The 14,612-nt window shown below is 65.7% G+C and carries 17 protein-coding genes and 1 pseudogene; 10 read left to right on the top strand and 8 right to left on the bottom strand.

What is annotated here, in order from left to right; all coding sequences use genetic code 11:
• Positions 1-38: 38 nt before the first annotated feature.
• The 3 genes from NQU55_RS21215 to NQU55_RS21205 form a co-directional block, all read right to left on the bottom strand.
• Positions 39-2,177: a cell division protein FtsK gene (locus NQU55_RS21215; RefSeq protein ID WP_256790962.1), complete on the bottom strand. Its 2,139-nt coding sequence runs from the start codon at positions 2,175-2,177 to the stop codon at positions 39-41.
• Entirely contained in the window at positions 2,174-2,491 is a 318-nt protein-coding gene (locus tag NQU55_RS21210) for a hypothetical protein (RefSeq protein ID WP_168090632.1), read from the bottom strand. Before NQU55_RS21210 ends, NQU55_RS21215 begins: the two co-directional genes overlap by 4 nt.
• 87 nt (positions 2,492-2,578) lie before the next feature.
• Entirely contained in the window at positions 2,579-2,953 is a 375-nt protein-coding gene (locus NQU55_RS21205; protein ID WP_168090633.1) for a hypothetical protein, read from the bottom strand.
• 355 nt (positions 2,954-3,308) lie between these two features.
• Between NQU55_RS21205 and NQU55_RS21200 the strand changes: the two genes are divergently transcribed.
• Together NQU55_RS21200 and NQU55_RS21195 are read left to right on the top strand one after the other, a co-directional pair.
• On the top strand, positions 3,309-4,097 hold the full coding sequence (locus tag NQU55_RS21200) for a GntR family transcriptional regulator (RefSeq protein ID WP_168090634.1): 789 nt from the start codon (positions 3,309-3,311) through the stop codon (positions 4,095-4,097).
• A 5-nt stretch (positions 4,098-4,102) separates the two neighbouring features.
• Positions 4,103-4,861, top strand: a complete 759-nt coding sequence (locus tag NQU55_RS21195; protein ID WP_168090635.1) for a glycosyltransferase family 2 protein — start codon at positions 4,103-4,105, stop codon at positions 4,859-4,861.
• On the opposite strand, the gene NQU55_RS21190 is transcribed toward NQU55_RS21195, so the two are convergent.
• Complete coding sequence (locus NQU55_RS21190; RefSeq protein WP_168090636.1) at positions 4,854-5,609, bottom strand: GntR family transcriptional regulator; 756 nt, start codon at positions 5,607-5,609, stop codon at positions 4,854-4,856. The two genes, NQU55_RS21195 and NQU55_RS21190, sit on opposite strands and share 8 nt — an antisense overlap.
• 59 nt (positions 5,610-5,668) lie before the next feature.
• On the opposite strand from NQU55_RS21190, the gene NQU55_RS21185 reads away from it, so the two are divergent.
• The 5 genes from NQU55_RS21185 (at position 5,669) to NQU55_RS21165 (ending at position 7,630) form a co-directional block, all read left to right on the top strand.
• Complete coding sequence (locus tag NQU55_RS21185; protein WP_168090637.1) at positions 5,669-5,938, top strand: hypothetical protein; 270 nt, start codon at positions 5,669-5,671, stop codon at positions 5,936-5,938.
• A 160-nt stretch (positions 5,939-6,098) separates the two neighbouring features.
• A complete protein-coding gene (locus NQU55_RS21180) occupies positions 6,099-6,272 on the top strand; it encodes a hypothetical protein (protein WP_168090638.1) in 174 nt (57 codons plus the stop codon).
• Positions 6,272-6,505 carry a hypothetical protein gene (locus NQU55_RS21175; RefSeq protein WP_168090639.1) on the top strand — a complete coding sequence of 78 codons (234 nt, stop codon included), beginning with the start codon at positions 6,272-6,274 and terminating at the stop codon, positions 6,503-6,505. The genes NQU55_RS21180 and NQU55_RS21175 overlap by 1 nt, the downstream gene beginning before the upstream one ends.
• A 7-nt stretch (positions 6,506-6,512) precedes the next feature.
• Positions 6,513-7,244 carry a GntR family transcriptional regulator gene (locus NQU55_RS21170; protein ID WP_168090640.1) on the top strand — a complete coding sequence of 244 codons (732 nt, stop codon included), beginning with the start codon at positions 6,513-6,515 and terminating at the stop codon, positions 7,242-7,244.
• Positions 7,241-7,630, top strand: coding sequence for a hypothetical protein (locus NQU55_RS21165; protein WP_168090641.1), 390 nt, complete (start codon positions 7,241-7,243; stop codon positions 7,628-7,630). Before NQU55_RS21170 ends, NQU55_RS21165 begins: the two co-directional genes overlap by 4 nt.
• Positions 7,631-7,715: 85 nt before the next feature.
• On the opposite strand, the gene NQU55_RS21160 is transcribed toward NQU55_RS21165, so the two are convergent.
• The 4 genes and pseudogenes from NQU55_RS21160 to NQU55_RS21145 form a co-directional block, all read right to left on the bottom strand.
• Positions 7,716-8,639: an FkbM family methyltransferase gene (locus NQU55_RS21160; protein WP_206328803.1), complete on the bottom strand. Its 924-nt coding sequence runs from the start codon at positions 8,637-8,639 to the stop codon at positions 7,716-7,718.
• Between the two features lie 87 nt (positions 8,640-8,726).
• Positions 8,727-9,962 (bottom strand): amidohydrolase family protein, encoded by a 1,236-nt coding sequence (locus NQU55_RS21155; RefSeq protein ID WP_168090664.1) that lies wholly within the window; start codon positions 9,960-9,962, stop codon positions 8,727-8,729.
• Between the two features lie 258 nt (positions 9,963-10,220).
• Positions 10,221-10,727, bottom strand: a complete 507-nt coding sequence (locus NQU55_RS21150; protein WP_168090642.1) for a DUF6624 domain-containing protein — start codon at positions 10,725-10,727, stop codon at positions 10,221-10,223.
• Between the two features lie 120 nt (positions 10,728-10,847).
• Positions 10,848-11,727 (bottom strand): annotated as a pseudogene (locus NQU55_RS21145) (IS5 family transposase).
• A 484-nt stretch (positions 11,728-12,211) separates the two neighbouring features.
• On the opposite strand from NQU55_RS21145, the gene NQU55_RS21140 reads away from it, so the two are divergent.
• From NQU55_RS21140 to NQU55_RS36880, 3 genes are all read left to right on the top strand, one after another.
• A complete protein-coding gene (locus NQU55_RS21140; RefSeq protein WP_256790961.1) occupies positions 12,212-12,754 on the top strand; it encodes a hypothetical protein in 543 nt (180 codons plus the stop codon).
• A 241-nt stretch (positions 12,755-12,995) separates the two neighbouring features.
• A complete protein-coding gene (locus NQU55_RS21135) occupies positions 12,996-13,976 on the top strand; it encodes a lipase family alpha/beta hydrolase (protein ID WP_168090643.1) in 981 nt (326 codons plus the stop codon).
• Positions 13,966-14,612: tetratricopeptide repeat protein (locus NQU55_RS36880; RefSeq protein WP_256790960.1), on the top strand; the 647-nt coding region annotated here is incomplete at its 3' end. The genes NQU55_RS21135 and NQU55_RS36880, both read left to right, overlap by 11 nt.

The following is a 14,612-nucleotide window of genomic DNA, read 5'->3' as shown; positions in this document are numbered from 1 at the left end:
CCTAGCAGGGGTCCTGCTAGGTCTAGCGGTGAATTCGGCTAGGCGGCCGCGGCCGATCCGTCACGTTCGGCAATCGCTCTGAGGACGTCGGCGCGCTTGATCCCGCGTCGGCTGGTGCCCTTGCCGCCCTCGGTCCTGCCCCACACCTGATCCGTATGGATGCCGTAGGGCTTCAGAGCCGAGGTGAGCTGCTCTCCCGTCCAGAGGCCGTAGACGTCCGGCCGGAGCTCCGCGAGACGGGCGACGATCACCTCGTTCCACAGCTTCGGTTTGTCGGCCGGGAGGGCAGTGATCAGATCCGCCAGGAGGTCGTACGAGGGAGTGGCGTCGGCCTCCGGCTGCTCGCCGAGCGCGTGCCCGGCAAGCGTGCCGAGACGCTCGCGCGTCTTCCGGGCGCGGAGAGCGATGCGTTCGGCCGCTACGGCATCGATCTCGACCGCGCGAACGATCTGGGCGTCTGCGCCCTCGCCGAGGAAGTAGCAGATGCCCTTGTCCGCCCAAGCGAACATCGTCGCGCGCACGCCGCGCTTGTACGCCCCGGTGCCGAGAACCATGTTGTTCTCGACATGGCTCATGACCTTCAAGCACCAGCGGGCCGAGGCGTTCGCGGAGATCCCCTTCGGCAAGCTGTCGTCGTCCGGCCGCTGCGTGGCGAGCAGCAGCACGATGCCTGTTGCCGGCCCCCGCTTCACGAGGTCCGTGCAGATCTCTTCGAGTTCTGCGCCGTGCTTCGGGTGCTCGAACCAGACCTGGCACTCGTCCACCCCGACCACGATCGGGTGCAGGCCCAGGGACCGCTTCGAAGCCAGTTCCGAGGTCACCTTCGACTCGGGGCAAATGTCGCGAGGGAGCGTACGGATGACCCTCGTGCGCCGCCTCAACTCGGCTCGCAGCTCGCGCATCGAGGTCAGCGCGTAGAGGATGTCCTCCTCTTCGTCGCCCGCCCGGTGCCGAAAGCCGACAGCGTTCCCGACCGGGTCGAGATCACCGGTTCCCTTCAGGTCGTAGCTGTGTACCTCGGCGCGCACGTCGAGCGCTGCAGTGAGTAGGAGGAGACGCAGAAGGAAGGTCTTGCCCATCCTCGGAATGGACCCGATCACCCCCGCGAGGTACATGAGGGTGATCTCCACCCATCGCCCTCGTTGATCGGTGCCCCACGCAATGGGCCGGAACAAGTCCACCGTGCCGGACTTGGCGAGCGGCCATTCCGGCTGCTTGGTCTTGGAGATGTCCTGGTCGCCGACCCAAATCCTGAGCCGACCCGTGTGCTCGTCCGGAACGGCCTCAGGCCACACGGTTCCCAAGGGTCGGCGGAGACCGGAGGCCAGCCTTTCCCGGCGGTCCATCACGTCGGTGACCGTGACGCCGTACGGGAGATCGCCCTCGGCCATCCAGCCCGGCCCGTCGCGGGTGATGGGAGCAGTGAAGGCGAACCCGTCCCCGCCCTTCGCCTGCGCCTGATTGATCGCCGGAATGCCGAGGGACCCGAGGGCGCGAAGCACGATGTCGCTGGTGAGCTTCGTAACCTTCGGGATGTCCACGGCCCTGCGGATAACTGGGGCGTCGGCAGGCTGGCCGATCCATCCCACCGCCATCGTCGCGGCGAAGCCCGACAGGGCCAGCAGCCATTCCGGCGCCATGACGTACAACGCCAGCGCCGCAATAAGGCCGGTGATCGAAGCCGCAACGATGACTGCGGTGCGCCACCGTACGCGGCGGTCTCGCTGGCGCGAGAGCTGCAAGTACTTGTTGATGTCGTCGTGAGCAGCTGCCGCCTGCCGGAATGGCTCGCCCTCGGCATCCGAAACCCACCGGAGTGTGCCGCCGACGAACCGCGCGGCACCGTGGGGCGCTTGCAGCGCGAGGCGGACGGTGTACCAGGGGGTCCGCACTGCGTGATACGCGGAGATGTGCCAGGCGTACTCAGCTACGCCTTTGCTCGCCGCGTAGAACTCCTGCTGCGACTTCGCCCACGCCGGTATGACGGGGCGGCGCTTCGCGCCGCGTACCCGGTCTCTCAAGCCAGGACCGGAGGGCCCGCCGGGGCGATCGACAGTAACGGTCTCACCGGGGGCGGCGGGGGCGGCGAGGCTTGCGGCCGCCGGTTCGGGGTGAGGCTCCCGCTCCGATCCACGGTCGTCCGCCAGCTGATTGATCAAGGAGGTGGGTGCCGTCACGCTGCCCTCCCGGCCTGCGCCTGCCGCTGCGCTTCCGCAGCGCCCTTCATCGCCGCGACGCTGCTCAGCCTCGCCGCGTAGCGCGCGTTCAGACGGGCGAACTCGTCGGCGTCACTCTGATTCCGGAGTTCTTCCAGGACGTCGCGGGCGGCGGAGATGCGCGCCGCGCGCTCCTCGGCAGGCTCTCCAGGGCGGCCAAGGAACAGTTCCTTGAAGTCCTCGGCCTCCGGTCCCCGAAATCCGTCGAACTCGAAGGCGTGGTCCCCTAACCCAACCGCTTCAGCAGCAGGTTGATGGACGACGTATGTACGCATGATCTCTCCAGATCCGGAAGGGGATGGGAGAGTCAGTGGCAGCAGGACCGCTTGACCAGTCGCCTGCCGCCCCTGACGGGAGCGTGATCAGACACGGAAGCGTCGCGGCCCCGTGAGACGGAGCAAGCACTGGTACGGGATCGCCACCGCCGTACAGCCACCGAGGCCCGCGAGAAGGATCAGCAACCAGTCGGCGCCGGCATCCTCGGCCGACCGGCAGCTGATGAAGCCGGCGAGCAACGCGACGGCGAGGACGACCAGGGTCAGGACGGTGCGGGCGGGCGTGGAGCGTGTGGCGCAGCGGGCGACGATGGATAAGGCGCTCGGTTCGAGGAGGCGGAAGCCGCCGCCGGGCATCCGCACCACGACGAGCCTGCCGTCGGTGTGCTCATTGATCCCGGCAACGGTGCCGAGGGCCACGTCGTGACGACCTCGAACGACGTCGCCGATAGCCAGCTTCATTGATTCCCCTTCGGGAGTAGAGGCAGGAGACCAGCGGCAGGCGCGAACCCGTTCCCTGGGCAGGGGCCCGGGAAGCCGGTCATTCGGAACGAGCAGTCATCACCTCCGGCGCCAACGGCTCATGGCGGCACCGGAGATCAAAAACACTCGTTCGTCCAGGCACTCTGTGCAGTTCTCAAGGGACTGGCGCGTCCTTCGAGCCGGAGCCCTCCAGGCGACTCACTCCTAAAGAGGTCTTCTCCTCAAGTCCTCTTTAGGAGTTGCCGAGACTATGACGCAGCTCTCATCAACTCGTCAAGTCCTCTTTAGGAGTCGTATGCTGAGCGCCGTCAGCGCAACAGGACGGTGAGCCCCGATGGCAAAGGCGTACGAGCGGATCGCGGATGGCATCCGGGAGTCCATCCGTGCAGGTCAGCTGAAGCCCGGTGAGCGCTTGCCCTCAGAGACGGCGCTCGCGGAGACGTACCGGCGGAGCGTTCCCACGATCCGCGAAGCGCTCCGCCTCCTGCGCGATGAAGGCTTGATCGAGAAGCAGCACGGGCGCGGCAACTTCGTCCGCAAGCCTCGGACGGCCGTGCTCCGTACGAACGCGAGGCACCAGTGGGAGAAGGGGCGCGCCCGCGAGCCCGAGCCGCTGAGGGCGAAGACCGGAGCCACCGAGCATGACACCGGCTTGCAGGTGAACGATCTCGTCTTCCACGCCTCCTACCGCGAGATCAAGGCTGACAAGGGCCTCGCGGAAGCGTTCGGCGTCTCGGAGGGCGAGGTTCTGGTCGAGCGCACGTACCGCACGCGGTACGCCGCCGAGCAGGCCCCGTTCGCGCTCGTCACCTCCTACCTCGTGCGCGACATGGTCGCGGAGAACCCCGATCTCCTGGACGCGGGCAACGAACCGTGGCCGGGGGGCACGCAGAACCAGCTGTTCACCGTCGGGATCGAGCTCGATCGCATCGAGGAGCACGTCACCGCCCGCCCGCCGACGCCGGAGGAGGCGGAGGAGCTGGAACTCCCCCCGGGGACCGCGGTCCTGCTGCTCCGGAAGACCTCGTACGACACCGACGACCGCGTTGTCGAGCTCTCCGACATCACGCTGCCCGGCGACCGCACGGAAATGCTGTTCACCACTCCCCTGGAAAGGTGGTGAGTGCCGTGCGCCGGCGCATCATCATCGTCACCGCTGTGCACGCACCGTCCGCTCACTACCTGCACGACGCCTACAAGTCGCTCTGCGACCAGGAGCTCCCCGAGGGCTGGGGCTGGCACTGGGTCATCCAGGAGGACGGGAAGAGCAACGACGTCGCCCCCTTCGTCCCTGACGACGAGCGGGTGTCCTTCCACCAGGGCCGCAGCGGAGGCCCCGGCGTCGCCCGGACCATGGCCCTGGCCCACGCCGACGGCGAGTACGTCAAGATCCTCGACGCTGACGACCAGCTTGCCCCGGGCGCCCTGGCCCGGGACATCGCCGTCCTCGAACGGGACCCGAGCGTCGGCTGGACGACGTCCCGCGTCCTGGACCTGATGCCCGACGGGTCAACGGTCGGCTTCGACCAGGACCCGGACGACGGGCCCATCGAGCGCGGGGCCGTGCTCGAACACTGGCGTGCGCACAACTACCGCGCCCAGGTCCACCCGGCGACCCTTTGCGTCCGCCGCGACCTGCTCCTCGCCCTGGGCGGATGGATGGCCCTGCCGGCCTCGGAGGACACCGGCCTTCTGCTCGCGCTGGACTCCGTCAGCCGTGGCTGGTTCATCCGCGACGTGGGTCTGCTCTACCGCAAGTGGCCCGGACAGGCGACGGGGCAGGCGGCGCACACGGACGCTGCGGAGCGCGATGCGCGCATGGCTGTCGTAGAGGCGCGCGCTCAGGCGCTGGCCTACTACCGCTGGAACTACCCCGCGACTACCTGACGGGCACCTTGTAGACGATCTTCCCGAGGGCGGCCGGTGTGACGATGTCCGCCGTCTCCACCGGGCGCCCGTCATCGCTGTAGTACGTGCGCTCGATGCGCGTGACAACTGCACCCCGTTGCACGCCGAGGAGGGTTGCCTCCTCGGCCGTCGCGCTTCCGCCCTCCACCTCCTCCACCGCATGGGCGACCGTAATGCCGATCTCCGCCATGCGGTGGACCACGCCCTTGCCGCTATAGGGGCCACCCTCCGGCAGCACCACCAGCGTGTGCGCCGTGAGGCCGTACGGCTCCCAACTGGTCAGAAGCTGGACGGGCTTGCCGTCCAGCATGAACTCGTACGCGGTTCGGACGCAGAGGTCGCCTTCGGCGATGTGGAGCCGGGCGGCGATGCCGGCAGGCGCGGGGACCTTCGCATCCGTGGAGCTCTCCCACGTGCCGCCCTTGCCGAGCGCAGACACGTCCGTGACGCAGGGCGCCCCACGACCCCCTTCGGGTAGCTGCGAACGCACCATGCGGAGGCGTGGGCGCGGCTCGGCGACGTACGTTCCCGACCCGGAGTGCCCTTCCAAAACCCCCTGCGAGATCAGGAGTTCCTGGGCGCGGCGGACGACGTTCACCCCCACCCCGCCGCACTCCTGCGCAAGCTGCCCCCGCGACGGAAGCCGGTCCCCCGGGGCCCACTCTTGATCCGCGATGCGCTGTCTGAGCAGGTCAGCGACGCGGAGGTAGGGCGGCTGCTCAGGCATATGGAAAATCTTAGCCAGGACCCCTATGCTAGTTAACTCGCTTCACGCTCTGTGATTCCGTGGCGACGGAGGAACGCCTTGTGGCCGCACGCAGAAGCAGCGCCGACCACATGGCGGCGCGTCTTTCGGCTGCTGGGTTCACTCCCCGCGTGGGGCGTCGGAAGGGCCGCATCTGTGTCGAGACGGACGTACCCAACCCGGTCTCGGCCGAGGCGTGGCAAGAGCTCTTAGAGGTACTGGAGACAGCCGACTTGTTCGGCATCGTCGCCAGCGAAGGCGGCCACATCGCGTGGGCCGCCATCGACCAGGAAACCCCCGCGACAGCTTGAACTGTCCGGGGGCACGGCCGTCAGCTGTGAGGAGCTGATCAGCGTGTTGGACCTTATCCGCCGAGTCGCCGCCTGGGCTAGGCGGCAATTCGTTCCCCTCTCGGGCGAGGCTCGCCCACGCACGCCGCTGGAACCCCGGATCACCGAGGAGGCGCTCCCCATGACCTCGCCCATGCGCCAGCCTCGCTGGTACGCCGAAGTCCTCCAAGCCGAGGAGGCCGCACTCGACCGCCTGTACGTGGTGCCCGGCCACGAGCGCGCCGGGCTGCGAACGGAGTCGCGCTGGCAGCCGCTCATGGCCGACCAGCACTGGAACATGGCGGGGGTGAACTGATGCCTAGGGACACCCTCCCCTCCAACAAGACGCACCACTTCGTGGCCGTTCAGGTCAGCTGGGACACGATTCGAGTCGGAGACGTCATCGATTTCGCAGGCCGCGGGTTCGGCGTGGCCCACGTGATCGAGATGCCCGACGGCACGAAGTTGCTGCGCTTCCGCACGGGGGAATCGCTGGTCATGCGACGGAACTACCGTCTGCCCGCCGTGCGGGCCGTCGAGAAGCGGTGACGCGCCGATGGCCACTCACCACCAGTACATTGCCGACGACCTGCGGCGACGCATCGAGTCGGGGGAGTTCGCAGTCGGTGAGCGCCTGCCGGCGGAGACGAAACTCGCCACTCGGTACCGGGTCAGCGTGCCAACACTGAGGGTCGCGCTGGACCTGCTCCAGGCCGAAGGAAGGGTCGAGAAGCTCCAAGGGCGGGGGAACTTCGTTCGTCCGCTTCGCGAGCGCACTGTCTATGACGCGCGGCAGGATTCCTCGGATCGGCAGGCGGTGCAGGGGCCGCAACTGCAGGTCAGCGTGAAGGTCCAAACGGTGAACGCAACCAGCGCTCTTTCGGCACTCCTGCAGGTGCGACGTGGGGCCCTGGTGAGCGAGTTCGAGTACATCGGATTCCTGGGAACATCGGTACAGAGCCTCGGCAACGTCTACGTGCCGCACAAGGTGGCGAAGCTCGCAGCCCCGACAGGGAGCTTGTCGCCGTGGGGCGACGACATTAGGCAGCTGCTCGCCGCGGCCGGGGTCCGCGTCACGTCCACGGTTCAGCGCGTTGTATCCCGTCTGCCCAGTGCAGAAGAACGGGAGATCTTCCGCAGCCCGGCACCCGTGCTCGAAGTAGAGCGGATCTCGACCGATGCGACTGGACGAGTCGTAGAGGGCACGCTCCTGGTGCTTCCGGGCGACCGTACAGAGGCCGTATTCAGCACCGGTACGCGTGACGAGGGCTTGGAGAAGGCCGGATGACAGCCGACCTCAACAGCGAAGCCCTCCGTTCGACGCTTAACGCCGGTAGCTACGAGCTGCGACTCCTCCCGTGGGAGAGCCCGGGAGACAAGCCCTGCTTCCTGAGCACGGGTGACGGCCGCGGCGTGATGTCCCGGTACGCCGACGGCGTGGAGGCGGAGCAGCTGGCCAACGGAGCCGCGGTACTGGCCGATGCGGAGAAGATGCTCGCGGACCCGGCAGCGTGCCGCTACCACCTCCGACTCGCGCTTCGAGAGGCGGCCGACTCCCTGAGCGACGTCCTCCGGGTGGCGGAGAGCCGCGGTGCTCGCCTGTCTCTGCCGCAGCCCGGCGAGCCGGCCTTCGACGGAGAGGAGAGCGGCTCAGCTTCCCCGCCCCGGTCGTAGCGGAGACGCCACCCGTGTTCCGACAGTAGCGAGAGGGAGAAGCACCACTCACGGCCCGGCTTCAAAGAGCCGGGCCGTGACGCGTTCAGGGAAGAATCTCAGCATCCGTCCGAGAGAAGACCAGATCCGTCTCCGCCAGGACGGCACCATGCCAGCGCACTGGGGCCACGTGGGTGGCGCGCAGCGCTGCCGGATAGCTCTCCGCCGAGTAGTCATTGGCGAGGCGGTACGGGTGGAAGCCGTACCTCTGCATGGTGGCAAGCAGGTCGTCGACAGAGTCTCCGAGTCGCGCCATGCGCTCGGGGGTCACCTCGATGGTGATCTCCGCATCCGGCCGGAGCTGGTCAAGCATAGGGACCATGCCTCGGACGACACTGCCCTCGGCCCCCTCCACATCAATCTTGATCACGCGCGCATTGGTGATCTCCTCTGTGGTGAGCACGTCCGGCAGCGGCCGACCTTGGATCTCGAAGCTGGACTCCGCCGGCCCGTCGTACGGAACGACGCTGTTCGCCCCCATGTTGCGGGAACTGGCGAGGGTGAAGGTCAGAGTCTTCCGGACGTCCGATACCGCGGTGTTCACGGCACGAACGTTGCTGCAGGCGTTCAGCCGAGCGTGCGACAGGATCTTTTGGTGAAACAGCGGAGACGCCTCGATCGCCACTGCGTGGCCTTCCTTGCCCACGAGCTGTGAAGCAAGAAGGCTGAAATATCCGGTGTTGGCGCCGACGTCGACGAAGGTGTCGCCGGGCCGCAGACGCCGGCTGAGCCAGCGCGTCAGGTGCGGCTCCCAGACCCCAAAGAGGTAGATGTAGCGCTGGATGAGGTCCTGAGTGTCGACAGCGAACCTGGCTCCCCACCGGGCCCGGACGGTCCGAAGGCGACGGTGATCGCGCAGGTAGGGGTTCAGATACTCCGCGGCGAGCGAAGCCTTCCCGAGCGAGCCTGGAGCATGGCGCACGTATAAGCGCCCTAAGGAGGCCAGGCCCTCCACCGTACGGCCCTTCATCCGACCACCACCCTCTTCACCGGGTCCGCGCAGGCCCTGCGCTTGCGTAGGAGTCCCCAGTGTTCCCCTGCGATCGGCGCCCACACGTCAGGCCGTGGCTGCGGTCACCCGGCCTTCGTCAAATGGCAGCCCCAGCATGCGAATGGCGTTCCCTCGAAGGAGCTTGTAGGCGACGTCCTCAGAGAGCCCGGCCACGTGCTCGGCCGCCACCCTCTTCGTGTGCGGCCAGGTGGAGTCGACATGCGGGTAGTCCGTCTCGAACGTGGCGTTGTCGACTCCCACGGCCTCGATGGCGTCGATGCCGTGCTTGTCGCGGAAGAAGCAACAGAAGACCTGCCGGTAGTAGTACGTGGACGGAGGCTCGGGGATCAGGTCACGGACACCACCCCAAGCACGATGGTCGCGCCATACGTCGTCGGCACGCTCCAAGGCGTACGGGATCCATCCCATCTGGCCCTCGCTGTAAGCCAGGGTGAGCCGGGGAAAGCGGACGAGGACGCCGCTGAACAGGAAATCCGCCAGCGACGACATCGCGTTGTTGAAGCTCAGGGTGGCCTGCACAGCCGGCGGCGCGTCCGGCGAGGCGGCCGGCATCTGGGACGACGACCCGATGTGCATGTTGACCACGGTCCCGGTCTCCTCGCAGGCCGCGAAGAACGGATCCCAGTAGCCGGAGTGGATGGACGGCAGGCCGAGGTACGTCGGGATCTCGCTGAAGGTCACCGCACGTACTCCGCGGGCGGCATTGCGCCGGATCTCGGCGACCGCGAGCTCGACGTCCCATAGCGGGATCAGACAGAGCGGGATGAGCCGGCCACCACTGTCACCGCACCACTCCTCGACCATCCAGTCGTTGTAGGCCCGGACGCAGGCGAGCGCGACTTCCTTGTCCTGCGCCTCGGCAAAGGTCTGTCCACAGAACCGCGGGAAGGTGGGGAAGCAGAGTGACGCCTCCACATGGTTGAGATCCATGTCCTCCAGCCGGGCCTTCGGGTCCCAGCAGCCGCGCCGCATCTGCTCACGGGTGATGCCGTCGAGGGTCATCTCGTCCCGCGAGAAGCCGACGGCGGCGATGATGCGCTTGTACGGGAAGATCTCCCCCTCGTACTCCCACCAGTCCGTGACCTGGCCGTCCGGATCCGTAGTGAACCGGTACTTCCCTCCGATGTACTGCAGGTCCCCGATGCCCGCGGTGAAGGGCTTCGGCCCCCGCTCCCGGTACTTGTGGGGCAGCCACACATCGAAGAGATGAGACGGCTCGATCACGTGATCGTCAACGCTGATGACCTTAGGAATTGGCCTGGCACTGCCTTCGCGGACCATTGCGGGTGCCCTCACTCTCACCGGCCTGGGAGGCGTATCTGACGCACCGTCAGAGTCACGGTACGGAGGGGATCTTTCCTCGGCAAGCATCGACCAGCCACCCTCTCGGCACCCGGCCAAACGGCCATGGGGCGCCAGCAACTCCCCGCCCGGCCGCCCACCTGATTGGCGCAAGAGCGCCTAAGGCGTGTCCGGCGGATCAATGCCTGCGGCCGCTGAGCCTGGGCAGTGATCCACCGGACGCGGCTGGGAACGGCGTCAGGCCAGGGAAAACTTGGCGACATACTCGCCGAAGGGCTCGATGCCGACCTCCGCACGGAGTGCGTCCATACGCTCGGGCTCTTCGCAAGGCCACGGAACCGGCGCCCCGTCCTTCACGCCGGCGATCTGAGTGCCGTAGACCTGCTTACGGCCCTCATTGACCAGCGTGCGGTCGCGCAGAAAGGCCAGCTCGCGCGGGCTGGCCGAGCCTGCCGCCACCGCCTGCTGCATCAACTGGAGAGCGCGACGCTGAACGTCGAGCTGCCGGTCGGCGTGCTGGGCGATCAGCCATGCCGCGCGTGCGGCCTCCTCACCAACCAGTTCCGCCGTCGGCCAGCCGTACTTGTCCATGATCTCGCCCAGCCGGTCGCCGTGCCGGGCGGTCAGCCGCCGCCAGGCCAGTTGCTCGGTGGGGTCATCGCTGTTCGCGTGGACGGCAGACTGGTGATCGGCCGCAGCCATGTCCGTAAGTTCCATCGCCAGCGCGGCAACGTCGTGCGCCACTCTTAACTCCCAGTTCAGATCCGTGCTTTGTGTCCGCCTGCAAGCCTAGAGGTGCAAATCAGGCTTAAAGATCATTCCGGAGAACGGTGACAGGCACCTCCCCGCACGGGGATAATGGATCTACCCCCGAAGCCAGAGCCTGATCGCTACGACAGTCACAGTGCCCTGGAAGACGTAGGCACGCTTGTCGAACCTCGTGGCCACGGCCCGGAAGTTCTTGAGGGCATTGATCGTCCGCTCGACTTCATTCCTTCGCTTATAGATCGCCTTGTCGAAGCCGGTAGGCCGACCGCCCTTGCTGCCGCGGCGTTGGCGGTTGGCCTGTTGGTTCTTCGGCTCGGGGATGGCGTGTTTGATCTGCGTCTGCGCAGGTAGCGGCGGTTACGCCGGGAGGAATAAGCCTTGTCGCCCCCGAGATGATCCGGTCGGGTGCGGGGGCGTCCGCCGCCGAGTTGGCCGACGCGGATTCGTTCCATGACGGGGATGAGCTGCGGGGCATCGCCCCACTGGCCCGGTGTGATCAGCAGGGCCAGGGGGCGGCGCCCGCCCTCTCCGGCGAGATGAATCTTGCAGGTGAAACCGCCCCGGGAGCGTCCGAGTCCCTCGTCGGGGCGGTGCTGCCGGGGCGTGCGTCTTTTCCCGGCACCCGCGGTGGCTTCTTGCGCGCTCCGGCGGCGTGCTGGTGGGCCCGGCAAGTGGTGGAGTCCACGCTCACCATGGACCAGTCGATACGGCCCTGGGCATCCGCGTCGGCCAGGAGGGCCGCATAGATCTTGTCCCACTTGCCGTCCGCCGACCAGCGCCTGTGCCTCTCATACACCGTCTTCCACTTGCCGAACCGCGCAGGCAGATCCCGCCACGGCACGCCGGTGCGCTGCCGGAAGAGGATCCCGTTGATGATTCTGCGGTGGCTGGCCCAACGCCCACCGCGCTGCCCGGACGTGGGCAGATGCGGCTTCAGCCGGGCCCATTCCTCATTCGTGAGATCTCCCCGCCCCATGGGCATGCCAACGTGCCCGAGCGCGAGAAGTCACATGATCCGCCGGACAGGACCTAGACAATCTCGTTCCGCTCAAGGGCCAACGCCGCGATCCAGCCATCCCTGCGAACGGGGAGTGCAGCTCAGGAAGGGACCACCTAGCCTCTTTGAACCGCGATCTCCGGGGGTGCACGTGCTCGGTCATGAGCAGAGGCTGGCGATCACCATCAGCGGTCTGCTGCTGGTCGGGGGGATACTGATTGGCCAGGCGCTGATAGGCACTTGGGCCACCTTCTCGGTCGGTGCGGCAGCCTTCGTAGGGATGTACCTGGCGCCGTGGGCCTTCCAAGAACTGGCCGTGCGGCGGTTCGCTCGCAAGCTCAGGCGCTGGCCGGCCCCTCGCCGCCTGCCATGACCACGATGACCGAAAGCAGACAGGCCACCGCCCGGGGCAGACTCCTAAGATCCTCTAGTCATCTTTAGGAGTGCATACCTGGAGGCGCTGGTGGGGGCGGCCGAACAGCTCGTGACGGTCGCCGCGGTGATCCTCGGTGGACTCACGACGCACCTGACCAACGCCCTGGCGGAACGGCGCCGCAAGCGCCACGAACTCTCGACCCGGTGGGACGACAGGAAGCTCGACGCCTACGCGAGCTACATCGAACGGATCAGAACGAGCATCTTCCTCGCCGTCGAGCTCTACGAGCTCAGGGAGGGCCTCCGCGAGCGCCGCCGCGACGAGTCGGAGATCAAGGCAGACATGTCGGAGGCCGGGCACCACCGCGGCCGGGCCTTCGAACGAGTCATGCTGCTAGGTAGCGACGAGGTTGTTGAAGCTGCTCACGGCCTCAACGCAGTCACCCTCGAAGTCGACTGGCAAGCAGCCGGCAGGATCACAGGAAGCCTGGAGGAGTGGCGCGAACGCAACCGTGCAGTCTTCCGCACGATCAATGCCTTTCACGACGCCGCCCGCTTAGACCTCGGCGTTAGAGGCAGGGTCACGGGCGAGCAGCACCCAGAACGAGATCTCCTGCTTCCCCCACGCTAACCCCGGCCCCCAAGCTGGCCGAGGTGGCCTTTGTTAAAGGGAGAACACCACCAAGGCCTCCGGACCCCGAGATCACCATCTTCGAACTCGATGTCGAGATTCGATTGAATGACACACCCGGACCCCCTATCCGAACACACATCCACCCAGTGTCATTGATAGGCAATTCCGGAGAGTGGCGTGTATTCTGTACGGTCAGTCGATCCTTGCCGACCGTACAGGTGGAAGCGGAGCCGCGTAGATGAAGGATGTCGCCGCGGTCTTCGTGCACGGTCTCTTCTCCACTAACGATACATGGAAGTGCATCGACAATCTGATCGGTTCCGATTCAGAACTTTCTGGACTCACTCTTCTTAAATTTGATTACGCGTCCCCGAAGTATATCTTCAACCCGCTGCGCAGAGTACCGGACTTCGATGTCCTCGCAGATAGCCTTCAAACCTTTCTTGAGGTGGAGGCAAAAAGCTACGGTAAACTAGCTATCATTTCCCACAGCCAAGGCGGCCTAATCGTTCAACGCTTCCTTGCGCGCATGGTAAGCAATGCTCGCGGCGAAGAGCTTGCAAGAATCAAACGCGTCATCATGTTCGCATGCCCAAATTCAGGTTCTGAAATTTTTCTTCTCGCAAGGAAAAGCCTCAAGGTTTGGCGGCACCCACATGAACGCGAACTGCGACCGATCAATGAGCCTGTAACCAGCGCACACAAGGCGGTGATTAATCGGATTATCCATGCCCAAACGGTGGCCTCCGATCGATGCCCGATCACAATTCGCGCTTATGCCGGAGATCTCGACAAGATCGTGACCCCCACCTCAGCCCGTAGCGTCTTTCCCGACACGGGCGTGATACCCGGAGATCATTTCTCAATCATCCGCCCCGACTCACATACACACAGAACTTATACAACCCTCAAAGATAATCTGATTGCCGCCCTTGTTTTGGATTCGAGTGCGGACCCCTTGCCAACGTCAGCAATGCTTACGAGCGCTCCTATCCCTGTGCAGCCCGCGCCAGAAGAGCAAGCCCCAACCCCCACATCTTCTGAAGAACTGGGAGGCCCAACCCAGCCTGCTGGCGATCCATCACAAAAAGTGGAAGAACCGCCCGTCATTGTGAGGTGGAATCCGAGGACACGAACTGTAGATTTCATCGTAACTCCAGAAACGGCACTCATTTGGGTCAAAAATCTTGGGCAGGAGGGCGACGAAGGTGAGCGGTAGCGAAGGCCGCGCCAAGCGCTCTGAGGATGCAATCAAGGCTCTTTGGGACCAATTTGAAAGTACAGGCGACAGCCACGTCCTGGAACTTCTCGTTTCACTTCTCCGGGAGGCAGCGTCAGTGTCTATCGCTGCTGACGTCGGCGATAGATTTGCGACCTTGTCTAACCTTGGTGTGGCATTGCTATGCCGAGCAGATCTCACGGGACTAATCGAAGACCTAGACGAGGCAATCACACTGCAGCGTGAGGCTCTAGCTTCAACGCCTGCCCACCATCCTGGACGCCTAGCCGCCGTGTCGAACCTTGGTGTAGCGCTGCTGCGTCGGGTAGATCGTACAGAACAGATCGAAGATCTAAACGAAGTTATCAGGCTGCAACGCGAAGCGCTTACAGCGTCCACGAGTGAGGTGGATGTAGACGACCGAACAGCCGCCATGTCGAACCTTGGTGCGACATTGCTACGTCGGGCGGTCCACACGGCGAGCGTCGAAGATTTGGACGAGGCAATTTCACTGCACCGTGAGGCTCTCGCCTCGACCCCCGCCAATCACCCCAAGCACACCGCCGCCTTGTCTAACCTTGGAGAAGCTCTCCGCATTCGCTTTGAGCAAGCCAGCGATTCACGTGCCAGCCTGAA

This window comes from Streptomyces telluris (assembly GCF_024519335.1).
GTDB classification, from domain to species: Bacteria; Actinomycetota; Actinomycetes; order Streptomycetales; family Streptomycetaceae; genus Streptomyces; species Streptomyces telluris.
Note: the sequence above shows the minus strand (reverse complement) of the source record. Positions and strands in the feature narration are given on the sequence as shown.